This is a genomic window from Aeromonas sp. R5-4 (assembly GCF_040908215.1).
In the GTDB taxonomy this organism is placed as follows: Bacteria; Pseudomonadota; Gammaproteobacteria; order Enterobacterales; family Aeromonadaceae; genus Aeromonas; species Aeromonas veronii.
Genome location: NZ_JBFODG010000013.1, coordinates 188,921 through 209,848, shown reverse-complemented (window position 1 = coordinate 209,848; position 20,928 = coordinate 188,921). Strand labels below are relative to the sequence as shown.

The following is a 20,928-nucleotide window of genomic DNA, read 5'->3' as shown; positions in this document are numbered from 1 at the left end:
GTTTTTTTATTTCGATACCTCGATGGGGGTATTTGCCGTTGTCTCCACTATCAGCAAAAAGCCTTGATGTCGAAATATACCCCCTTGGATGTAGCCTTTTCGGGGCCAATGGGGGAAATATGTTTAATTTTTGTTGGCAGGTTCTCGAGGGGAATCCTGTGGTACAACCGGTTTCAGGAGAGTGACGGTTTGCCAACGCAGCTCGGGGTGCGCGGGGCGTGGCCTTTTTCCTGCCACTCGGTCTCGGTGTAGGTATGCAGTGCCAGTGCATGAACGGCACCGGCCAGCTCGTCGGCCAGCACCGAATTGACCTGACGATGGCGTGCCAGCAGCCGCTGCCCTGCAAATTGCTCGCTGACGATCACCACCTTGAAGTGGCTCTCAGATCCCGGTTCCACACGGTGCATGTGGCTCTCGTTGATCACCTCCAGCACGGTGGGGGAGAGGGCGGCGGTCAGCTTGGCTTCAATCAGTTGTTGGATGGTCATCGGATCGGCTTCCAGAGTGAATGTCGGGCCATTCTATCGGCAGTCGCGGGATGGAATAAGCCCCCGTAAGAGGGAAATCACCCGTCAGTTGCCCCCTTGATGCGCATCGAACTGGTGAAATTCCTGCTCCTCGCTAGAATAGCGCCACTTTGCGTCGCCCCTGGCGCCTGTATACACGAATCAAGCCGAGGTTGGACTCTTCCTATGCAAACCCTTCTCGACACTCCCCATTGCCAGCTCACGCTCTACCGCTATCCGCGCCAGAGTCAGGAGACCCTGCAAGCCTGGGATGCGGCTGACGAATATCTGATCAATACCCTGGCGGAGTCTCCCCTCGAGCAGGCGGGCCCCGTCATCATCATGAATGATGGCTTTGGCGCGCTGGCCGCCTATCTGCATCCGCACTCCCCCTGCTGCGTCACCGACTCCTACATCAGTGAGCGGGCGACCCTGGCCAATCTGGCCGAAAACGGACTGGATGCGGGTGATATCCGCTTGCAGGATGCGCTGGCGCCGCTGCCCGATGCCCCAGCACTTGTGGTGATCAAGGTCTCCAAATATCAGGCTCTATTGGAGCAGCAACTGCTGGCATTGCGTGCGGTGGTGACACCGGCAACCCGCGTTATCGCTGCCGGCAAGGCGAAGGATATTCATACCTCCACCCTCAAGTTGTTCGAGAAGTATTTGGGGCCTACCCGTACCTCGCTGGCCTGGAAAAAGGCGCGCCTCATTCACTGCGAGCCGCAGGCTGACCTGCCGGCGATGGCCAACCCCTTCCCGACTGTCTGGCCGCTGGAGGGGAGTGGCATGCTCATCCACAATCATGCCAACGTCTTCTCGCGCACCAGTCTCGATATCGGTGCCCGCTTTATGCTGGACAACCTGCCCATCCACAGTGCCCGCAAGGTGATCGATCTGGGCTGTGGCAACGGGGTGCTGGGTCTGTCGCTGCTCGCCAAAGACAGCGAGGTGGAGGTGACCTTTATCGATGAATCCTATATGGCAGTCGCCTCGGCACAGCTCAACGTCGAGCACAATCTGCCAGATGCACTGCCGCGCGCCCGCTTTATGGTCAATAACTGTCTCGACGGGGTGGCGGTCGGCTCGGCGGATCGGATCCTCTGCAACCCTCCTTTCCATCAGCTGCAGGCGATCACCGATCATATCGCCTGGCAGATGTTCAGCGATGCGCACCGGGTGTTGCCTCAAGGGGGTGAACTCTGGATAGTAGGCAACCGTCATCTGGACTATCACAACAAACTCAAGCGCTTGTTTGCCAACGCACAAGTCGTTGCGTCGAACAGCAAATTCGTTATTTTGAAAGCCATCAAACGCTAAAGCCAAAGGAAACCATGATGAAAAAGTCACTCTTGCTGCTGGCCGCCCTGATGCTGGGCGGGTGTGCCACTCATTGGCCGGAGACGGCGCTGCTCAATCCGCAGGTGATCCCCGCCAACCAGCAATACTACTCTGGCAATCGCATCACCATGGAAGGGGTAGACAAGCGTGAGGCTGCCTACGTCTTCTCCATCAAACATAAAGAGAAAGCCCCCGTCTTGGTCAACAGTGAGCGTCCGCTCAACCTGCTGATGGCCGAGCGGTTGGCCGAAGGGCTGCGCAGCCAGGGTCTGGAAGTGGGCAACAGTGGCACCACCAACCTGACGCTGGTGATCTCCAACGCCGCAGTCAATGTGGAAGAGAAGACCTTTACCTATGTCACCAAGTCCCGCGTCAGCCTGCAGGTGATCGCCGATTTCCAGGGCAACCGTCTGACCAAGCAGTTCAACATGTCCTCCAGCAAGGAGAGCCCGAGCGAGCCAAGCATGGCCGATCTGGAGTCTACACTGAACCTGCAACTGGGTAGCGTGCTGCAGCAGATCATGGCCGATGATGCGCTGCGCGGTTACCTGAAAGGTCAACCGAACGGTGCAGGGGTCTGATGATGAAAAAACTCTGGTTGCTGGCCATGCTGATCGCCCCGCTGGCGTTTGCAGGCCCGAAAGTCAGAATGGAGACCAACCACGGCAATATCGTGGTTGAGCTGGCGTCCAAGCAGGCGCCCCAGACGGTGAAGAACTTCCTACGTTACGTGGCTGATGGCAGCTATGACGGCAGCATCTTCCACCGGGTGATCCAGGATTTCGTGGTGCAGGGTGGGGGCTACAACCAGCAGTTCCAGCAACTGCCAACTTATGAGCCTGTGGTCAACGAGTCGCGCGGTGGTCTGCCCAACAAGCGTGGCTCCATCGCCATGGCCCGCACCCAGGCGGTCGACAGCGCTACTCGCCAGTTTTACTTCAATCTGGTCGACAACAATAACCTCAACGCCGGTGGCTCTGCGGGTTATACCGTGTTCGGTCAGGTGGTTCAGGGGATGGAGGTGCTGGACAAGCTGGCTCAGGTACAGACCGGTTACAGCCCCATTCTGCGCGCCAACGATGTACCGACCAGTCCCATCATTCTGAAGAAGGTGGTCTTGCTGGCAGAAACTCCGGCAGACAAGAAAGTCGACAAGAAAGCGGGCAAGTAATCCTCACCGGACGCGGTTCGTCACCTCGCCTCGTCAGGCCACAATACAAGGCTCATCCCGTTCGGGATGGGCCTTTTCTCTATCCGGACTTCTTTTGCCTATCTCTTTGCTCGCCTTGGCTATCTGCTATCAACCTGCCAAAATGACGCACTTTTCCAAAGTCGTCAGGTAGTTGAACATGATCCGCAAACCAAGCTGGAGAGAGTCCCTCGCCGTCTATCTCGAATTTCGGGTGTTTATTCTCTTTGCCATGGGGTTTTCATCGGGTCTGCCGCTGCTGCTGGTGTTCGGTACCCTCTCATTCTGGTTGCGCGAGGCCGATGTCAGCCTGACCGATATCGGCTATATGAGCTGGGTGGCGCTCGCCTATGGCTTTAAATGGCTGTGGTCGCCGCTGGTGGATCGCATGCCGCTGCCGTTGCTCTCCACGTTGCTGGGGCGTCGCCGTAGCTGGATGTTTTTCTCCCAGTTGCTGATTGCCGCCGCGCTGGTCGGCATGGCGTTCTGCGATCCCAAGACCGAGCTGGCCCAGCTGGCGATGTTTGCCCTGCTGGTGGCCTTTGCCTCGGCGACTCAGGATATCGTCATCGACGCCTATCGCATCGAATCTGCCCCCGAGCGGCTTCAGGCGGCGATGGCTGCTTCTTACATGACCGGCTACCGACTGGCGATGATCATGGCGGGCGCCGGTGCGCTGGCGCTGGCGGCGTGGTTTGGCAGCAACAGCGGCTATGACTATCGTGGCTGGCAGATTACCTATCTGGTGATGGCGGGTCTGATGTCACTCGGGGTCATCACCACGCTGTTTTGCCACGAGCCGGATATCGATCTGGCCGAGCAGGGCAAGCAACAGGCCGAACGCAAGGCGCAGCTCCTGGAAAAAGGGTGGCCTGCGCTGCTGGCGAGTGCGGGGGCCTGGGGCTATGAGGCGGTCTGGTGTCCGTTCGCCGACTTCTTTCGTCGCTATGGCAGCTCGGCGCTGCTGATCCTGGCTCTGATCGCCTGCTATCGGGTTGCCGATGTGGTGATGGGGGTAATGTCCAACAGCTTCTATGTGGATATGCAGTTCAGCAAGACCGAGGTTGCGACCATTACCAAGGTGTTTGGCGTCATCATGACGCTGGTGGGCGCTGCGCTGGGGGGCGTGCTGGTGATGCGCTTCGGCACGCTGCGCATCCTGTTCTTGGGGGCGCTGCTCACCGCCAGCACCAACCTGCTGTTTGCCCTGCTCAATCAGGTTGGTCACAATCTGGAACTGCTGACCCTGATTATCTCGCTGGATAACCTCAGTGCCGGTATCGCGACCGCGGCCTTTGTGACCTATCTCTCCAGCCTGACCAATGTGGCATTTTCGGCCACTCAGTACGCCCTGTTCAGTTCGGTGATGTTGCTGCTACCCAAGTTGCTGGCCGGTTTTTCCGGGCAGGTTGTGGAGCAGATTGGCTACAGTGCCTTCTTTGTCGGAACCAGTTTATTGGGCTTGCCCGTGTTGTTGTTGATTGTGCTTGTCGCCAGAAAAGGGAGTGAGTTGCTCTCAACGGCTGACAAATAGCAAGCGTTTGCGTAGAATCGGGGGTGATTAGATTCACACTTCCGGATAAAGTTCCCGAGAAGTTGTTTCACCCCCAATTTTATTTGATTAGAATCCCTCTCGCTCCTTGTGGGCAGGCTACGGAAAACCTCAACTAACGCACAAGAGACCAATAAAATGGCCAAATTTACCAAGACTCTGATCGCTGCCGGTCTGCTGGCTGCTGCCGCTACCCCGGCCTTCGCTGCTGACTACAGCGGTGATATCCACAAGAATGACTACAAGTGGATGCAGTTCAACGTCATGCACACCATCGACCAACGTCCTTTCACCACCGGTGCTGAAGATTACAACGACACCTACTTCGAAATGGAATTCGGTGGTCGCTCCGGCCTGTTTGACCTTTACGGTTACGTCGACGTCTTCGATATCTTCGACTCCCGCCACAGCAACAAGCACCGTGATCAGAACCTGTTCATGAAGTTTGCGCCGCGCATGTCTCTGGATGCTCTGACCGGTAAAGATCTCTCCTTTGGTCCTGTGCAAGAGCTCTACATCGCCTCTCTGAACAACGTCGGCGACCACCAGATGGAGAACATGATCGGTCTGGGTGCTGATGTTCAGGTGCCTTGGTTCGGTAAAGTGGGCATGAACCTGTATGCTCGCCACGCAACTGAAAACCAGTTCTTCGCCGAAGAAGAGGGTGAGTGGAACGGTTACTGGTTCGCCATGAACTGGTTCAAGCCTTTCTATACCTTCAGCAACGGCAGCTTTGTCTCCTACCAAGGTTACTTGGACTACGCCTTCGATCTGGACACTCACAACCGTGCTGACCGTACCAGCGACAACCTGGCTACCTTCCACGGTATCTACTGGCACTCCGACCGCTACGCCGTCGGTTACGGCCTGAAGTACTTTATGGATGCTTATGGTACCAAAGACGGTTCCACTGCATACGATGGTACTCCTTGGAAGAGCACTGGCTTCAGCCACTACTTCTCTGTTACCTACAAGTTCTAATAAAACTTGGGGTACAAAAAACCGGAGCATCTGCTCCGGTTTTTTTATGGCCGCGATTTAGATAGCGTGGCGCGAGTCATCAAGTGCGCCACGGCTGAGTGGATAAATCAGTCGCGGAAGTTCTGGAACTGCATCGGTTGACCCAGTTCGGCGCCACGGACCAGTGCCATGGTCTCTTGCAGATCGTCACGCTTCTTGCCGGTGACACGTACTTCATCACCCTGGATGGCGACCTGTACCTTGATCTTGGAGTCCTTGATCAGCTTGACCAGCTTCTTGGCGATCTCTTTCTCGATCCCCTGTTTGAACTTGACGGTCAGGTGGAAGCGTTTGCCGGAGTGAACGGAGTCACCCACTTCCATGGAGCTGTTTTCGATGTTGCGCTTGAGCAGGGCACCGCGCAGGATTTCGACCATCTGCTTGAGCTGGAAATCGGCATCGGCTTCCAGTTTTACCTCTTCCTTATTCAACTCGAAGCTGGCTTCTACCCCACGAAAATCGAAACGGGTGGCCAGTTCACGATTGGCGTTGTCGACAGCGTTCAACACCTCGTTCATTTTGACTTCAGAGACAATATCGAATGACGGCATAGCCAAAGCTCCTCATGTTGCGTTATCGGGGGGCAAATCTACCAGAAAACGGGCAAATTTGCTGATTTTGATGGGGTTGCTCTGCTAGAATCCCCTGCGCACAGGACGGGTGGACCCGTTAGTGTCCACCAGCGACATCTTCACTTATCCCCGGTAACAGGTTGAGAGGATTGCAACCCTTACCCTGACAGAGTCACACCATGCCAAGCGGATTAAAAAATTCCCGACAGCTCGTTATTCCACCCGTTACTCCGAAGTGGTCACTGTTGGGTTGTGGCGCCCTCGGCGGCGTTTTTGCCTCCCTGCTGACCCAGAGCGGTCAATCCACCCGTGTCTTGTTGCGCGAACATCATAAGTCCACGCTCCATCCGGGGATCGATTTCACCTCGCTGGAGGGGCATGTCCAGCTGCTCAATATCGAGCGCGGGTTTGTCAGCAAACCCGGCAAGATCCAGCGTCTGCTGGTGATGACCAAGGCCAGTCAGGTGATTGCCGCACTGACACCGCTGGTGGGCAATCTGGATGCCGGCGTGCCGATCGTGCTGCTGCACAACGGGATGGGCATTGCCGAGCAGGTGGTCGAGATGTTCCCGAACAATCCGGTGATTGCCGGTGTCACCAGCCATGGCGCCATGCAGTGCGGCCATTTTGTCTTCCGTCATACTGGCAAGGGTGAAACTTGGCTTGGCCCGATCAACGATGCCGCCAAGGCCCATGCCGCGCTCGCGGACGGGCTTGCGCTGGCACTGGGTCAGGCTGGTTGGGATGAGCAGGTATTGACGCGCCAGTGGCAAAAGCTGGCCATCAACTGTGCCATCAATCCCCTGACGGCTCTCTACAAGCTGAAAAATGGCGAGCTGGCTGGCCCCCGTTTTGCCGATGCCCTGCAGCAGATCTGCGTGGAAGTGGCGGATGTGATGTGTGCCGAAGGGATTGCAACCACGGCAGAGGAGTTGCAACGCCGGGTGATGACAGTGGTGGAACTGACCGCTGACAATTACTCCTCCATGCATCAGGATATGGAGCTGGGACGCGAGACCGAGATTGAGGCCATCACCGGCTTCCTGTTGGCCAAGGCTGCCCGGCATGGCATTGCCGTACCGGTCAATCAGGGTCTCTATCAGGCGATCAAAGAGAAGAGTCAGGCCGTCTGACCTTTTACATGGCAGAGCAAGCAGCAAGGAGGCGAACGTGAGTGTACTGGTGCTGGTGGCGCCCGGGTCGGAAGAGATAGAGACGGTTGCGATTGTCGATACCCTGGTGCGCGCCAGCATCGAGGTGGTGCTGGCCTCTTGTTGCCCAGCCGGATCCAGGCAGGTGAAGGCATCGCGCGGGGTACAGCTGGTGGCCGATTGTCATATCGACGAGCTGACCCGTCGGGACTTTGAAGCCATCGTGGTACCCGGTGGTCTGCCCGGCAGCGAAGTGATCCGCGATACCCCGCTGGCCATTGGTCTGCTCAAAGAGCAGGCCGCTCTTGGTCGCTGGCGCGCTGCCATCTGCGCCGCCCCTGTGGTGGTGTTGCAACATCACAGTCTGCTGGGTGATGCCATCGTCACCTGTCATCCCGGTTTTAAGTCCCAACTGCCGACATCGCAGCTGTCACGTGAGCGGGTAGTCAGGGATGAGGCTCATCGCCTTATCACCAGTCAGGGGCCGGGCAGTGCCATTGAGTTTGCGCTCGAACTGGTTCGGGTGCTGCGCGGGGATGACGTGGCTACCGCCGTGGCTGGCCCTATGGTGCTGCCTTGAGCGCACTCTGCTGCAGAATCAAGCTGGCCATGCTTTGAAAAACGGGCCCCGATCATCTTGATCGGGGCCCGTTTGTTATCTGCCGTTGTCGGTCACGCCATCTTGTCCGGCTCAGTAGTCGTACTGTGAGCACTGTTTTTTGTTGTACTCAGTTTTCCAGCGTGACAACTCTTGCTCTGTGCCGAGCTTGTCCCCTTTCTTGATGGCCTGTTCCAGTATCTCAATCCGGTCGTACAGCCAGCGGCACTCTGCCGTCGGGTTGTTCTTGCCGATGCCGGTCAACGGCAGCAAACAGAGTCCCAGCCAAAGATATTTCATCCCGAACGCTCCTTGTCATTGTGGTTTGTCATTGTGGTAGTAAAGGTCTCCTTGGAGTCTACTATTTTAGCCGCAACGAGAGAGATAGAGCTGCGGTTATCCTTGGGGTAAGATGATGCCATGTCTGTTTATTTATACAGTGATATGCGCAAGATCATCCATATCGACATGGACTGCTTTTTTGCCGCGGTGGAGATGCGGGACAATCCGGCGTTGCGGGAGGTGCCGCTTGCCATCGGTGGGTCCTCCGAGCGGCGTGGTGTCATCTCGACCTGCAACTATGTGGCGCGCCGGTTCGGGGTGCGCTCCGCCATGCCGAGCGCACTGGCGAAAAAACTCTGCCCGCCGCTGGTACTCATCCCGGGGCGAATGGCGGTGTACAAGGATATCTCCCGTCAGCTCAGGGCCATTTTCCTGCGCTATACCGATCAGGTTGAACCACTGTCGCTGGACGAGGCTTACCTCGACGTGACCCACAGTCGCTGTTGTGGCGGTAGCGCCACCCTGATGGCGCAAGAGATCCGGCAAGCCATCGTCACCGAACTGGGATTGACCGCCTCGGCCGGAGTGGCCCCCAACAAGTTTCTCGCCAAGCTCGCCTCGGAGCAGCGCAAGCCTGATGGTCTGTTTGTCATTCGTCCCGACGAAGTGGCCGAATTTGTCTGCCAGTTGCCACTTGGCAAACTGCCCGGGGTGGGGCGCAAGACTGCCGAGCGGCTGGAGGCACAGGGGCTTTACACCTGTGAGGATGCGCGGGCCTTGTCGGCACAAGAGCTGTGCAGCCGTTTTGGCAAGCTGGGGGAGATGTTGACGACCCGGATCTGGGGGCTGGATGAACAGCCGGTGCAGGCGCACCGGATCCGCAAAACCATCGGGGTGGAGACCACTTTGGCGAGCGATGTTTGTGACGAAGCCGCCTGCCTGACGGTATTGCAGCAACTGCTGCCGGAGCTGGAGCGGCGATTTCAGCTGGCGTGCCCTGCCGAGCAGGTGATGGGGCAGGGGATTAAGCTCAAGTTTGCCGATTTCCACCAGACCACCGTCTATCGCAGTCAGGGTGGCTATCAGCCAACCTTGTTCGTTCCCCTGCTCAAAGAGGGGCTACAGCGGGCGCAAGGGCGTTCGGTTCGCCTGCTGGGCTTGGTGGTGGGTTTGCCAAAAGAGGGTGAAGTTAATCAACTCTCGCTGGATTTGCTGTGAGAGAGTTAAGTTTTTGTTTATAAAGTCGATAATCTATCCATATCTGTATGACGTAGGAATATTGGCATGAGCGCTCTTTCTGTCCAGGGTCGGATTACCCTGATCGCCGGTTGCTGTCTGTTGGTGACAGCCGCCGCTCTGGTTGCCTCTTCGATTTACAACGCGAACAAGATGCAACAGCAGGTGCGGCAAGCCACCATGCACGAGGCGCAGCAGTCTGCCGAGAACTGGATGAAGGCGATGGGCTCGGAGCAGGCGGCCAAGGTGACCAGCTATCTCGATGAAGCCTATTTCCGCGCCAGTTTGCTGGCGGAGAGCGTGTTGTTCCAGCGCAAGAATGCGGCTGAGAACTTTGTCCATTCGGAGGCGCTGCGCAGCGCCGTCAATCAGCAACTGCACGATGCCGTTGCCTCATCGACCAATCTGCTTGGTGTCTATGCGGTGTTCGAGCCTGACCAGCTGGATGGGGAAGACAGCAACTATCAGGGCTCAACGGCGCTGGGTTCCAACGACAAGGGGCGTTTTTCCAGTTACTGGGCCTATGACAACGGCAAGATAGAACCGGAAGTGCAGAATGAGGATGTACTGGCCGATGAGAGCCCGACCGAGGCTGGTGGCATCGAAAACGAGTGGTATCGCTGCAGCATTCGCACCCGTGCCCTCTGCCTGCTGGAGCCCTATCTGGACGATGTGGGCGATAAACAGATATTGATGACCTCGGTGACGGTCCCGCTGCTGGAGCAGGAGACCTTGCTGGGGATGGTCGGGGTCGATATCTCGCTGGCCACTTTGCAGAGTCTGGTCAGTACCATGGACAAAGAGCTCTATGACGGCAAGGGCAGAATCTTGCTGGTCAGTCACGAGGGGCGCGTGGCGGGAGCCGATGAGTTCGATGTGACCATGGGGCGCGGGCTGGATCAGAAGTATCAAGGGCTGGCCAGCGAGCTGAAAGGCTGGCTCAGTCAGGGGCAGGAGCTGACTCGCTGGAGCAGCGACGGCGCCCTGTTGCAGACCTTTGTCCCGGTATCCATGCGTGGCACCGACCGTAAATGGGGCATCTACATTGAATTGCCACGGGCTGTAGTACTGGCCTCGGCCCAGCAACTGCAAGATGAGCTGGCCAGTGAGGCCAATCGCAGCGTGGTCTCGCAGCTGTCGATCGGAGTGCTGATCTCGCTGGTTGCCCTGAGTTTTATCTGGTTGATGGCGCGCCAGATTGTGGCACCCATCCGCGCCGTAGTTGCCCGTCTCAAGGATATCGCCAGCGGCGAGGGGGATTTGACCCAGCGTATCGAGATCCAGCGGCAAGACGAGATCGGCGAGCTGGCCAAGTGGTTCAACAGCTTCCTCAACAAGTTGCAATCCACCATCAGTCAGGTGATTGATACCGTCTCCGGTACGCGCAACAGTGCCGAGCGAGCCGCGCAAGTGGCCGAGCGCACCAGCAGTGGCATGCAGGCCCAGTATCAGGAGATCGATCTGGTGGCGACGGCATTTGAAGAGCTGAGCGCCACGGCGTTGCAGGTCTCCGGTAATGCCGGCTCGGCGGTGGCTGCCGCCAACACCACTGATGCCGCGGCGCAAGAGGGCAAATATGTCGTTGCCGACACCCAGGAGGCGATGCGCAAGCTGATGACCATCATCAACGATGCCCAGCCGGTGGTGGAGCGACTCTCCGCCAACAGCGACAACATCAATGACATTCTCACCGTGATCCAGGGAATTGCCGAGCAGACCAACTTGCTGGCGCTGAATGCGGCTATTGAAGCGGCGCGGGCCGGTGAGCAGGGCCGTGGCTTTGCCGTGGTGGCCGATGAGGTGCGTAATCTGGCCGGTCGCACCCAGAATGCCATCGTCGAGATCCAGACTCTGATCAGCCAACTGCAATCCGGTACCGGCGCCGTGGTCAAGGCGATCCGAGATGGTCATGGTCAGGCTGACGAGACGCTTGCCAAGGTAGATCTCTCGGTACAGGTGCTGGAGCAGATTATCCAGTCGGTCTCCACCATCCATCAGATGAACGAGCAGATTGCCCGGGCGGCGCAGGAGCAGAGCCGGGTGGCGGACGAGATCAACCGCAACGTCAGCAACATTCGCGATGTGAGCCACACCATTCGGGCCGAGGCGGCGACCTCCGCCGAAAATGGTCGCGAGCTCTCTGCGCTGGCGGACAAGCAGCAGCAGCTGGTGGGGCAGTTCAAGGTATAGAAGGGATGAAAAAAGGCGCCATCCAGCTGGAGGCGCCAAACACATTCAGATGACAGACTGGGTCAAACCGGTGAGATTTGAGCCCCTCTTCCCGCAGAGGAAGAAACACAACACCACAATCGCAGTCGAAAGACTCACTAAAAACACATGTAAACCAACACGTAGTAGAAAATGTGAGCCATATGACGACTGATTGCTGGGCGAATTATGTTTATTCACTGGTCGACCTGCAACCGACAAATTATAATGCGCCCCATTAGAAAAACTCATCGTCGGCTGGTGTCATGTCTCGTCGTTTACCCCCGCTCAATGCCCTCAAGGCCTTTGAAGCAGCGGCTCGTCACTTAAGCTTTACCCGCGCAGCAGAAGAGTTGTTTGTGACTCAGGCTGCCATCAGTCACCAGATCAAGGCGCTGGAGGAGTATCTTGGCATCAAGCTGTTCCGCCGCAAAAATCGCTCCTTGTTGCTGACCGAAGAGGGGCAGGGCTATTTCCTGGATATCAAGGACATCTTTGCCTCCATCTCTGAGGCGACCGACAAGCTGCTGGCCCGCAGTGCCAAGGGGGCGTTGACTGTCAGTTTGCAGCCGAGTTTCGCCATCCAGTGGCTGGTGCCGCGGTTGGTCAAGTTCAGCGAGCGCCACCCTGATATCGATGTACGGATCAAGGCGGTTGACCTCGATGAAGGGTCGCTTACCGACGATGTGGATGTCGCCATCTACTACGGCCGCGGCAACTGGCCGGGTCTGCGCTCGGACAAGCTGCATACCGAATACCTGATCCCGGTCTGTTCCCCCTTGCTGCTGACCGGGCCCAAACCGTTGCGTACGCCGCAAGATTTGACTCTTCATACCCTGCTCCACGATACCTCCCGCCGCGACTGGAAGGCCTGGTTCCGCCAGCTCGATATCGATGCACCCAACGTCAATCAGGGGCCCATCTTCAGCCACTCCACCATGGTGATCCAGGCGGCGATCCACGGCCAGGGGGTGGCGCTTGGCCACAGCGTGCTGGCACAACCCGAGATTGAGGCCGGCCGCCTTATCTGCCCATTCGAGCAGGTGCTGGTGAGCAAAAATGCTTTCTATCTGGTGTGTCAGGAGCAACAGTCGGATCAGGGCAAGATCGTTGCCTTCCGCGACTGGATGCTGGAGCTGGTGGAGCAGGAAGAGGCGCGTCGCAGGGCAAGGCTCGCCGATGCCTGATGTAATCCGCGAGGGGGCAATTGATGCCCCCGTTCGCATTTTGCTGGCCCACGGGGCAGGTGCAGGGATGGATCATGCCTTTCTTACCGAGTTGTCACGTCTGCTGGCTGGCCCCGACATCGAAGTGGTGCGCTTCAACTTTCCCTACATGACAAAGCGTGCACAGGATGGCAAGCGCCGCCCGCCGGACAGAGCACCTGTGCTGCTAGCCCATTGGCGCGACATGATCCGCGAGTTTGCCCATCCACGGCTGTTTCTGGCGGGCAAGTCGATGGGCGGGCGGATGGCGGCGGAACTGTACAGCGAAGGCGAGGGTGAGATGAATGCTGCAGGATTGCTCATTCTCGGGTATCCTTTCCACCCTCCGGCCAAGCCCGACAGCTGGCGAGGCGAGGTACTCAAGCATATTGCAGTACCAACCCTGCTGTTGCAGGGGGAGCGCGATACCTTCGGTAGTCGCGCCGAACTGGCCGATTTCCCCTTCTCACCCGCCGTATCGGTCCATTGGTTGACCGATGGTGATCATGGTTTCAAACCGCGTAAAGCCAGTGGCGTGAGTGAGCAGGATAATATGCAGCATGCAGCGGCGGCCATCAGCCATTTTGTGGCCCGACATGGATAGCACAAGAGGGTTGGTTTGATTGCCAGCCTCGATGAGAGAGGGAGAGTGAGGATGCAGATCCATCGACATTGGCTGATACTGGCCGGTCTCTTCGGGTTGACGGCCACCATGCTGGGGGCTTATGGCGCCCATGGATTGGTGGCGACCGGCATTACGCCCGAGCGTCTGGCGGCATTCAATACCGCCGTGCAATATCAGTTTTTTCACGCATTGGCCCTGCTGGTTCTGGGCTGGTGTGGTGTGCGCAGCAAGGTGATCCACCTGGCTGGCACCGCTTTTGTGCTGGGGATCATCGGATTTTCCGGCAGTATTTACGCCATGGTGCTGCTTGGCAGCAAGGGGCTGGGGTTGATTACTCCGGCCGGTGGCCTCTGTTTTATGTTGGGATGGGCGGCCCTGATCTGGGCTGGCTGTCGTCTTGGAGGAAAAAATGAATAATCTGCTGCTTTATTGCCGCCCCGGTTTTGAGAAAGAGGCGGCTGCAGAGATCACCGAGCGTGCCGGTAACATGCAGTGCTACGGTTTCGCCCGGGTCAAGGACGACAGCGGTTATGTGATCTTCGAACTGTATGACGAGGAGCAGGCGGACCTGCTGGCTCGCAAGCTGCCATTCCGGGAGCTCATCTTCATCCGCCAGATGCTGGTGGTCACCCATGAGCTGAAGGGGCTGGATGTCGCGGACAGGATCTCCCCGATCCTTGAGGCGGTGAGTGACTACACCATTTGCGGCGATCTGCGGGTCGAAACCGCGGATACCAACGAAGCGAAAGAGCTGTCAGCCTTTTGCCGCAAGTTCACCGTGCCGCTTCGTCAGGCGCTGCGCAGCAACGAGATCCTGACCAAGAAGGAGACGCCGAACCGTCCGGTGTTCCATGCCTTCTTCATGGCCAATGATCACGTGTTGCTGGGTTACTCCTACTCGTTCAACAACTCCGGATTCCACATGGGGATCCCGCGCCTGCGCTTCCCGGCCGATGCGCCGAGCCGCTCCAGCCTCAAGCTGGAGGAGGCGTTTTACGTGTTCGTGCCGCGGGAAGAGTGGGATGTGCGTCTCTGCTCAGGCATGAAGGCTGTGGATCTGGGCGCCTGCCCGGGTGGCTGGACCTATCAGCTGGTGCGTCGTGGCATGATGGTGACGGCGGTTGACAACGGCATGATGGCCCAATCCCTGATGGATACCGGTCAGGTCAAGCATATCCGGGATGACGGTTTCGTCTGGCGTCCGAGCAAGAAGAACACCTACTGGCTGGTGTGCGACATGGTCGATAAACCGGCGCGGGTCGTTCACATGATTGCGGACTGGTTCCGTGAGGGGGACTGCCAGGAGGCGATGTTCAACCTCAAGCTGCCGATGAAGAAGCGCTATGCTGAATCGGTACACAATATCGAAGTGCTGCGCGAGATGCTCAAGGAGATCGACAACGCGTTCGTGATCCAGGCCAAGCAGCTCTATCACGATCGAGAAGAGATCACCGTGCATGTTTACAACAAGTACTGGGTCTCCAAACTCGAGCCCAAGGCGTGATGTAGCAGTTCTGCCCGTACGATAAATACCAAGGCCGACAGGGAAACCTGTCGGCCTTTTGCTATTCGGCTGCCGGAAACTATCAGAAACGGTAATCGAGGCGCAGGGAGGATTCGTCGTCGGTCACCTTGATCTCGATCTGCAGCGGGATGGTTTTGTCGACCGGATTGAATTGCATCTTTATCCCGTCTCCTCTCAGCCTGAGGGCGGTGTTCATTCCGCCAGCCTTGAACTTGACCTTGGGTCTGAAGCGTTCAACCGACAGACTGACGCTTTTTTCCGGGGTCAGATTAAGCTGCGGGTAGGAGGTGATCTTTTGATTACCAAAGTTGTCGGTGGAGACTTCAATACCAAACGACAGGGGGTTGGGTGCCTTGAGCAGGTCGTTGGTATTCAGGCTCGAGCGCCATACCTCGGTGGCAGTCCGTTTTTCCTGCTGTGGCAGTTTGGCGGTTTGGGTCTGTTGATCCTGCTCGAAAGCACTGGCAGTGCCACACACCAGCAGCAGACCCGACACCAGATAGCACCCGTATCCCTTCATGAAAAACACTCCCTGTTCTTCTTCTCTATTGAACATAGTTGCTGTTCGGGGAGTGGCAAAGGATTCGGAAATATAAAAAAGGGAGCCGAGGCTCCCTTTTAAAATCAATGAATTAACTCACAGGCGATCGATGATGGCCTGGGTGAATTCGCTGGTGGAAGCCGTGCCACCCAGATCGCGGGTGACCCGATCACCGGATTCGATGGTAGCTCGCACCGCCTCGCGGATCCGCTCTGCTTTATCCTGCATGCCGAGGTACTCCAGCATCTGAATGGAGGCGAGGATCACCGAGGTCGGGTTGGCGATATTCTTGCCAGCTATGTCAGGCGCAGAACCGTGGACCGCTTCGAAGATGGCCGCGCCATCGCCGATGTTGGCGCCAGGCGCCATGCCAAGGCCGCCAACCAGACCGGCGCAAAGATCCGAGAGGATGTCGCCGAACAGGTTGGTGGTGACCATGACATCGAAACGCTCCGGGTACATCACCAGGTTCATGCAGGCGGCATCGACGATCATCTCTTCGCTCTGGATATCCGGGTAGTGGCTGGCGATTTCACGTGCCACTTCGAGGAACAGGCCGGAGGTCGACTTGAGGATGTTCGCCTTGTGGATGATGGTGACCTTCTTGCGCCCTTCCTGACGAGCCAGCTCGAAGGCAAACTTGACGATGCGCTCGGCCCCTTCGCGGGTGATGATGCTCATCGCCTCGGCACTCTTGTTGTCATCGCTACGCTTCTGACCTGCACCCGAGTACATCCCTTCGGTGTTTTCACGCACCGTGATGATGTCGATGTTGTCGTAACGGCTTCTGGTGCCCTTGAAGGAGATGACCGGACGCACGTTGGCGTAGAGGTTGAACTTCTTGCGCAGGGAGACGTTGATGGAGGTAAAACCGCCGCCGACCGGTGTGGTCAATGGCCCTTTCAGGCTCACCTTGTTCTTCTCAATCAGATCCAGGGTAGCCTGGGGCAGCAGCTCGCCATGCTTCTCGAGGGCAACCAGACCCGCATCAGCGTATTCGTACTCAAAATCACAGCCCGCATGGGTCAGGATCTGGATGGCTGATTCAATGATGCTGGGGCCGATGCCGTCACCGGGGATCACGGTAATTTTTCTTTTGGACATGAGAGGGTTCCACTTCCAGGGTATAGGGGAGGATGGGGCTGCTTTATAGCATTTACTCAGCAAACCAACCACATTCCTTTACATTCTACTCACTTTTATCAACAGCGAGGGTGAGTCTCGTCATGGTTCACGCCCTTGCCTGCATTTTTGTTCGGCACTTTAGTCTGGCTGGGGCGGGTAGCGGATGTCCCGCAGGTTGAATCCCAGCGGAATATCCCGCTGCAAGCGCACCAGCCGCTGGGCCAGCAGGGCCTCATCCTGATGTTGGCGCAGCTTGATCAGGGGCTTGGCGGCGTCCTCTTGCTGGCAGGCTTCGAGCATGGCTGCCAGATTGCCATATTGCTGCAACAGCTGGGTGGCGGTCTTGGGGCCGATCCCCGGAACCCCCTTGATATTGGAGCCCCCGATACCGGTAAGCGCCCAGAAATCGACCAGCTGAGCAGGGGCTACCCCATATTGCTGCTGGACGAAGGCGGAATCCAGCCAGCGCTTGTTGAAGTAGTCGCGCACCCGGATCTGCGAGCAGATCAGTTGGCAGAAGCCCTTGTCGGTGGAGATGATGGTCGCCTGATGGCCATGGCTGGCGATGCCGCTGGCGAGGGTGGCGATCAGGTCATCCGCTTCATCGGTCTCGGAGAGCAGGGCATCGACCCCGCACTCCCAAAAGGCATCCTGCAGGGTCGCCAGCCCTTCACGCAGTCCGGGGGGCATGGGAGTTCGCCCCTCCTTGTAGGCCGGATAGACCTCCTTGCGCCAGCTATGCACCTCGCCATCAAACACGGCAATGACATGGGTCGGCTCGCTATTGGCCAGCAGCTTGCGGCAGGTATTGATAAGGTTGGCGCGGGTTGCAACCAGCGCCTGGGCAGGGGTCAGTGCCTGCTGGGCCTGTACCGCGTGCAGACGGCGAATGAGGTTGAGGGCATCGATGATGAGCAGGTGTGGCCGGATAGTTGACATGGGGCACTCTTGGCGGTCGGGACGCCCTATTGTAACAAACCACTCGCCTTATGGGGGATTGATGGCGGTCGGGAAGGCATAGCGCCAATAAAGAGGGGCGCCGATGCGCCCCTCTGTCGATGATGTATCTGTACCCTAGCGGACTATTTCGTAGCAGGGCACATATTGGCTGCCCGGCAGCTTCATCCGCTGCTGCTTGACGAAGCTCTCCAGCAGCTTGTCCATCAGGTGCATCAGCTCCTTGTCGCCGTGCAGCTTGAAGGGGCCTTTCTTCTCGATGGCGCGAATGCCCCCTTCCTTGACGTTGCCAGCGACGATGCCGGAGAAGGCTCGACGCAGGTTGGCGGCCAGCAACTGGGGCGGCTGGTTGCGGTGAAGATCCAGACTGGCCATGCTGGCGTGATCCGGTTCGAAGGGGAGCTGGAACTCCGGCTCAATCTTGAGGGACCAGTTGAAGGAGTAGGCATCGCCGACCGATTTGCGGTATTCGCGGATTTTCGGCATCGCCTCTTTCATCACCCGGGCCACTTCCGGCGCATCGCCGACAATGATCCGGTAGAGCTTGGTCGCAGGTTCACCGAGGGTTGCCTTGATGAAGTCGTCGATGGCACGGAAGTAGTCGGCACTCTCTTTCGGGCCGGTCAGGATGATGGGCATCGGCTGCCGCTCGTTGGCCGGATGCATCATGATGCCGAGCAGATAGAGCAGCTCTTCGGCGGTGCCCACCCCGCCCGGGAAGATGATGATGCCGTGGCCCAGACGCACGAAGGCTTCAAGTCGCTTCTCGATATCCGGCAGGATCACCAGTTCGTTGACGATGGGGTTGGGCGGTTCTGCCGCAATGATGGAAGGCTCCGTGAGGCCGATGTAGCGCCCGTTGCGCACCCGCTGTTTGGCATGACCGACGGCGGCCCCCTTCATTGGGCCCTCCATGGCGCCAGGGCCACAGCCGGTACAGATATTCAGCTCACGCAAGCCCAGCTCGCTGCCCACGGCACGGGTGTACTGGTACTCGATCTCGTTGATGGAGTGGCCACCCCAGCAGACGATCAGGTTGGGATCGGCGCCGGGCAGGATCACCTTGGCGTTGCGCAGGATGGCGAACACCACATTGGAGATATGAGTGGAGTTGGTCAGATTGACCTGGCGGTTGGACTCGAGCTGATTGGAGACATAGAGAATGTCGCGCAGCACCGAGAAGAGGTGCTCCTGAATGCCGCGAATGATCTCGCCATCGACAAAGGCGTGTTCGGGGGCATTGAACAGTTCCAGCTTGACCCCGCGCTCGCGCCGGATCACATGAATATCGAACGATTTGAAACGCTCCAGGATCTCCTTGGAGCTGTCGGTATGGCTACCTGAATTGAGCACTGCCAGCGAGCAGTTGCGAAACAGTTGATAGATATCGCTGGAGGCAGTCTGCTTGAGGCGATCCACCTCAAGCTGTGACAGCAAATCCATGCTGCCAACGGGATTGATGTGCGTAATCATAGGTTCCCCTTTACTCACTTGTTATCGTTGTGCTTTTCCCTGGGGAGAAAAGGGGACGCTATGTTGCATCCCCTGAGATCGATAGTAGTGGTAATAGAGGGGGGAGGGAAATAGGGCGACGACTGTTCGCTGTTTTTTTAGCCGCTTGTCAGGCCAGAGTCACTTGATCCCGACCGGTGTGCTTGGAGTGGTAGAGCGCCTTGTCCGCCCGCTCGAACACATCTGACGGGTTATCCCCATCCTTGAACAGGGTTGCGCCGATGGAGATGGTGATCTCCACCTTGGCATCGCGAAAACGGAACGGGATGCTCTTGATGGTCTGGCGCAGGGTCTCCAGCGGCTTCTGGAACTTGTCCGGGTTGATGTTGGGCAGCAACACCACGAACTCTTCTCCACCAAAACGGGCGATGAAGTCGGTATCACGCAGTGCACTCTGCAGCGCTTTGGCTACTACTTTCAACGCCTTGTCACCCGCCATATGGCCGTAGTTGTCATTGATGTTCTTGAAGTGATCGATGTCGATGATCGCCATGCAGAGCGGAGTGCGGTAACGAAGCCAACGTTTGTACTCCTGCTCCAGCCGTTCATCGAGGGCGGCCCGGTTGTGCACCTGGGTCAGGCTGTCGAGGAACAGCTTGTGTTTTTGAATGGTCAGCCGCTTCTTGTACTCGGCGGTCTCCTCCTTCATCAAGCGCAGCTTGGACTCCATGGTGGAGAGGCGGGTGAGCAGGTGACGTTCCCGTGCTGCGGTACTTTCCCGTTCTTGCAGCAGCAGGTTGATGGCGCCCATATGGCCGGAGATGGCGCGCTTGAGCGCATCGATGGAGTTATGGCTGGCCAGAGAGTGATCGATCGCCTGCAACTCGTTGACCAGTGCTTCGCGGGTCTCTCGGGTTTCGTTTTGCAGTGCACGCCCTTCATCGAGGGATTCGGTAAAGCCGACATGTACTGCGGACAGACTCTCGTTGAGGGAGCTGAGGAAGGCGCGGGAGGCTTTGCGCTCCTCACGGGTGCCTTCGATGATGAGCTCGATCACCTGCAGGCAGGTTTCCGCCAGCAGGGCAGGGTTGATCCCGATCAGCAGTTGGCGGCGAATGTCGCTCAGGCTCTCGCCGATGGCGCCGGCAAAGTCGAGTTCGGTGATAAGCCGCTGCAACTCATCGGCGATGCGAGCGTGATCTTTTAGATCAAACGGGTCTACATCGGGCTGGCCATCGTTGCTGGCAGTATCGCTTGCTTGTTGAGTTGCACCTGAAGGTGCCAACAGGGGTTGGCTTGGCAGCAGCTGGATCTTGATCGCCTGCTGGTAGAACTCCAGCAGCTTGATCACCTTCTTCTGGTGATCGGCAATGCCGTAACCGGCAGGACTTGCCAGAAATTCCTTGAGGGACTTGCGGGTCTCTTCCGGGAAGCCCTTGATGGTTTTCAGCTGTTTGGAACCAAGATCGATGGCAGTTTGGGTCAGGGTGATCGACTCTTCCAGCGCATTGCTGTGCTGCTGCAGCAGTTTTTCAATGGCCAGCAGATCCTCGTCTAGCGCGGTAAATGCGGGATTGTTATCCAGTTTCTGCTTGAGCTTGGCGAAGCGATTGTCCAGCTCGCGGTCGAAGCCACGGCAGGAGAGCATCAACTTGTTGATAAACTGAATACCGCGAGCACGCTCTGCATCGGAAAACGACAGTACGCCGTCGAGTTCCAGCTGTTTCTGCTGAAGGGATTCCCTGAGTCTTGCCAATTGTCCTGCTACGGCAGCGATGTCATTCATTATCAGGTCGCCCTGTTGTCATTATTGTTTTTGGTGTTGGATAGCAACAGTGGTCGA

Annotated in this window: 21 protein-coding genes; 13 read left to right on the top strand and 8 right to left on the bottom strand. The window is 57.6% G+C overall.

The annotated features are described in order from the left end of the window. Positions 1-173: 173 nt before the first annotated feature. Positions 174-488 (bottom strand): BolA family transcriptional regulator, encoded by a 315-nt coding sequence (locus AB5Y83_RS05335; RefSeq protein WP_042053239.1) that lies wholly within the window; start codon positions 486-488, stop codon positions 174-176. Positions 489-692: 204 nt separating this feature from the next. On the opposite strand from AB5Y83_RS05335, the gene AB5Y83_RS05330 reads away from it, so the two are divergent. From AB5Y83_RS05330 to AB5Y83_RS05310, 5 genes are all read left to right on the top strand, one after another. After that, entirely contained in the window at positions 693-1,826 is a 1,134-nt protein-coding gene (locus AB5Y83_RS05330) for a methyltransferase (RefSeq protein ID WP_257699491.1), read from the top strand. A gap of 17 nt (positions 1,827-1,843) precedes the next feature. Then, positions 1,844-2,428: a YajG family lipoprotein gene (locus AB5Y83_RS05325; RefSeq protein WP_005349692.1), complete on the top strand. Its 585-nt coding sequence runs from the start codon at positions 1,844-1,846 to the stop codon at positions 2,426-2,428. Positions 2,429-2,430: 2 nt separating this feature from the next. Then, positions 2,431-3,018, top strand: a complete 588-nt coding sequence (locus tag AB5Y83_RS05320; RefSeq protein ID WP_042053243.1) for a peptidylprolyl isomerase — start codon at positions 2,431-2,433, stop codon at positions 3,016-3,018. 172 nt (positions 3,019-3,190) lie between these two features. Further along, entirely contained in the window at positions 3,191-4,570 is a 1,380-nt protein-coding gene (locus AB5Y83_RS05315) for an MFS transporter (RefSeq protein WP_041202292.1), read from the top strand. 156 nt (positions 4,571-4,726) lie between these two features. Beyond that, positions 4,727-5,569, top strand: coding sequence for an outer membrane protein OmpK (locus AB5Y83_RS05310; protein ID WP_064337120.1), 843 nt, complete (start codon positions 4,727-4,729; stop codon positions 5,567-5,569). 107 nt (positions 5,570-5,676) lie between these two features. On the opposite strand, the gene AB5Y83_RS05305 is transcribed toward AB5Y83_RS05310, so the two are convergent. Then, positions 5,677-6,159, bottom strand: coding sequence for a YajQ family cyclic di-GMP-binding protein (locus AB5Y83_RS05305; RefSeq protein ID WP_005338634.1), 483 nt, complete (start codon positions 6,157-6,159; stop codon positions 5,677-5,679). A 200-nt stretch (positions 6,160-6,359) separates the two neighbouring features. On the opposite strand from AB5Y83_RS05305, the gene AB5Y83_RS05300 reads away from it, so the two are divergent. Beyond that, positions 6,360-7,313 (top strand): ketopantoate reductase family protein, encoded by a 954-nt coding sequence (locus tag AB5Y83_RS05300; protein WP_201989723.1) that lies wholly within the window; start codon positions 6,360-6,362, stop codon positions 7,311-7,313. A gap of 37 nt (positions 7,314-7,350) precedes the next feature. Next, positions 7,351-7,911, top strand: coding sequence for a DJ-1 family glyoxalase III (locus AB5Y83_RS05295; RefSeq protein ID WP_201989725.1), 561 nt, complete (start codon positions 7,351-7,353; stop codon positions 7,909-7,911). A gap of 111 nt (positions 7,912-8,022) precedes the next feature. On the opposite strand, the gene AB5Y83_RS05290 is transcribed toward AB5Y83_RS05295, so the two are convergent. Next, positions 8,023-8,229, bottom strand: coding sequence for a hypothetical protein (locus AB5Y83_RS05290; protein ID WP_040068504.1), 207 nt, complete (start codon positions 8,227-8,229; stop codon positions 8,023-8,025). A gap of 144 nt (positions 8,230-8,373) precedes the next feature. On the opposite strand from AB5Y83_RS05290, the gene dinB reads away from it, so the two are divergent. The 6 genes from dinB (at position 8,374) to rlmM (ending at position 14,989) form a co-directional block, all read left to right on the top strand. Beyond that, a complete protein-coding gene (gene dinB, locus AB5Y83_RS05285) occupies positions 8,374-9,429 on the top strand; it encodes a DNA polymerase IV (protein ID WP_082182304.1) in 1,056 nt (351 codons plus the stop codon). Between the two features lie 66 nt (positions 9,430-9,495). Beyond that, positions 9,496-11,637 (top strand): methyl-accepting chemotaxis protein, encoded by a 2,142-nt coding sequence (locus tag AB5Y83_RS05280; protein WP_069529615.1) that lies wholly within the window; start codon positions 9,496-9,498, stop codon positions 11,635-11,637. A gap of 284 nt (positions 11,638-11,921) precedes the next feature. Then, positions 11,922-12,842 carry a transcriptional regulator GcvA gene (locus tag AB5Y83_RS05275; RefSeq protein ID WP_005338622.1) on the top strand — a complete coding sequence of 307 codons (921 nt, stop codon included), beginning with the start codon at positions 11,922-11,924 and terminating at the stop codon, positions 12,840-12,842. Beyond that, positions 12,835-13,464 carry an alpha/beta family hydrolase gene (locus tag AB5Y83_RS05270; RefSeq protein WP_047435531.1) on the top strand — a complete coding sequence of 210 codons (630 nt, stop codon included), beginning with the start codon at positions 12,835-12,837 and terminating at the stop codon, positions 13,462-13,464. Before AB5Y83_RS05275 ends, AB5Y83_RS05270 begins: the two co-directional genes overlap by 8 nt. A 51-nt stretch (positions 13,465-13,515) precedes the next feature. Beyond that, positions 13,516-13,902 carry a DUF423 domain-containing protein gene (locus tag AB5Y83_RS05265; protein WP_368174816.1) on the top strand — a complete coding sequence of 129 codons (387 nt, stop codon included), beginning with the start codon at positions 13,516-13,518 and terminating at the stop codon, positions 13,900-13,902. After that, the gene (rlmM, locus tag AB5Y83_RS05260; RefSeq protein WP_101530797.1) at positions 13,895-14,989 is read left to right on the top strand and encodes a 23S rRNA (cytidine(2498)-2'-O)-methyltransferase RlmM; all 1,095 of its coding nucleotides are present in this window, start codon (positions 13,895-13,897) and stop codon (positions 14,987-14,989) included. Before AB5Y83_RS05265 ends, rlmM begins: the two co-directional genes overlap by 8 nt. 82 nt (positions 14,990-15,071) lie before the next feature. Here the strand turns inward: rlmM and AB5Y83_RS05255 are convergent, their stop codons facing one another. From AB5Y83_RS05255 to AB5Y83_RS05235, 5 genes are all read right to left on the bottom strand, one after another. Further along, positions 15,072-15,530 (bottom strand): hypothetical protein, encoded by a 459-nt coding sequence (locus AB5Y83_RS05255; RefSeq protein WP_279488967.1) that lies wholly within the window; start codon positions 15,528-15,530, stop codon positions 15,072-15,074. A 117-nt stretch (positions 15,531-15,647) separates the two neighbouring features. Next, positions 15,648-16,655 carry an isocitrate dehydrogenase gene (locus AB5Y83_RS05250; RefSeq protein ID WP_005349723.1) on the bottom strand — a complete coding sequence of 336 codons (1,008 nt, stop codon included), beginning with the start codon at positions 16,653-16,655 and terminating at the stop codon, positions 15,648-15,650. A gap of 159 nt (positions 16,656-16,814) precedes the next feature. Beyond that, entirely contained in the window at positions 16,815-17,615 is an 801-nt protein-coding gene (xni, locus tag AB5Y83_RS05245; RefSeq protein WP_021229229.1) for a flap endonuclease Xni, read from the bottom strand. Between the two features lie 135 nt (positions 17,616-17,750). After that, on the bottom strand, positions 17,751-19,106 hold the full coding sequence (gene ppnN, locus AB5Y83_RS05240; RefSeq protein ID WP_005338611.1) for a nucleotide 5'-monophosphate nucleosidase PpnN: 1,356 nt from the start codon (positions 19,104-19,106) through the stop codon (positions 17,751-17,753). 148 nt (positions 19,107-19,254) lie between these two features. Further along, positions 19,255-20,871, bottom strand: a complete 1,617-nt coding sequence (locus tag AB5Y83_RS05235; protein ID WP_368174815.1) for a diguanylate cyclase — start codon at positions 20,869-20,871, stop codon at positions 19,255-19,257. Positions 20,872-20,928: the final 57 nt, after the last annotated feature.

What these genes read in the sequence shown, in the direction of transcription:
- AB5Y83_RS05335 (WP_042053239.1), bottom strand. Translation starts at nt 488, where the DNA reads ATGACCATCCAACAACTGATTGAAGCCAAGCTGACCGCCGCCCTCTCC.
- AB5Y83_RS05330 (WP_257699491.1), top strand. Translation starts at nt 693, where the DNA reads ATGCAAACCCTTCTCGACACTCCCCATTGCCAGCTCACGCTCTACCGC.
- AB5Y83_RS05325 (WP_005349692.1), top strand. Translation starts at nt 1,844, where the DNA reads ATGAAAAAGTCACTCTTGCTGCTGGCCGCCCTGATGCTGGGCGGGTGT.
- AB5Y83_RS05320 (WP_042053243.1), top strand. Translation starts at nt 2,431, where the DNA reads ATGAAAAAACTCTGGTTGCTGGCCATGCTGATCGCCCCGCTGGCGTTT.
- AB5Y83_RS05310 (WP_064337120.1), top strand. Translation starts at nt 4,727, where the DNA reads ATGGCCAAATTTACCAAGACTCTGATCGCTGCCGGTCTGCTGGCTGCT.
- AB5Y83_RS05305 (WP_005338634.1), bottom strand. Translation starts at nt 6,159, where the DNA reads ATGCCGTCATTCGATATTGTCTCTGAAGTCAAAATGAACGAGGTGTTG.
- AB5Y83_RS05300 (WP_201989723.1), top strand. Translation starts at nt 6,360, where the DNA reads ATGCCAAGCGGATTAAAAAATTCCCGACAGCTCGTTATTCCACCCGTT.
- AB5Y83_RS05290 (WP_040068504.1), bottom strand. Translation starts at nt 8,229, where the DNA reads ATGAAATATCTTTGGCTGGGACTCTGTTTGCTGCCGTTGACCGGCATC.
- dinB (WP_082182304.1), top strand. Translation starts at nt 8,374, where the DNA reads ATGCGCAAGATCATCCATATCGACATGGACTGCTTTTTTGCCGCGGTG.
- AB5Y83_RS05280 (WP_069529615.1), top strand. Translation starts at nt 9,496, where the DNA reads ATGAGCGCTCTTTCTGTCCAGGGTCGGATTACCCTGATCGCCGGTTGC.
- AB5Y83_RS05275 (WP_005338622.1), top strand. Translation starts at nt 11,922, where the DNA reads ATGTCTCGTCGTTTACCCCCGCTCAATGCCCTCAAGGCCTTTGAAGCA.
- AB5Y83_RS05270 (WP_047435531.1), top strand. Translation starts at nt 12,835, where the DNA reads ATGCCTGATGTAATCCGCGAGGGGGCAATTGATGCCCCCGTTCGCATT.
- AB5Y83_RS05265 (WP_368174816.1), top strand. Translation starts at nt 13,516, where the DNA reads ATGCAGATCCATCGACATTGGCTGATACTGGCCGGTCTCTTCGGGTTG.
- rlmM (WP_101530797.1), top strand. Translation starts at nt 13,895, where the DNA reads ATGAATAATCTGCTGCTTTATTGCCGCCCCGGTTTTGAGAAAGAGGCG.
- AB5Y83_RS05255 (WP_279488967.1), bottom strand. Translation starts at nt 15,530, where the DNA reads ATGAAGGGATACGGGTGCTATCTGGTGTCGGGTCTGCTGCTGGTGTGT.
- AB5Y83_RS05250 (WP_005349723.1), bottom strand. Translation starts at nt 16,655, where the DNA reads ATGTCCAAAAGAAAAATTACCGTGATCCCCGGTGACGGCATCGGCCCC.
- xni (WP_021229229.1), bottom strand. Translation starts at nt 17,615, where the DNA reads ATGTCAACTATCCGGCCACACCTGCTCATCATCGATGCCCTCAACCTC.
- ppnN (WP_005338611.1), bottom strand. Translation starts at nt 19,106, where the DNA reads ATGATTACGCACATCAATCCCGTTGGCAGCATGGATTTGCTGTCACAG.
- AB5Y83_RS05235 (WP_368174815.1), bottom strand. Translation starts at nt 20,871, where the DNA reads ATGAATGACATCGCTGCCGTAGCAGGACAATTGGCAAGACTCAGGGAA.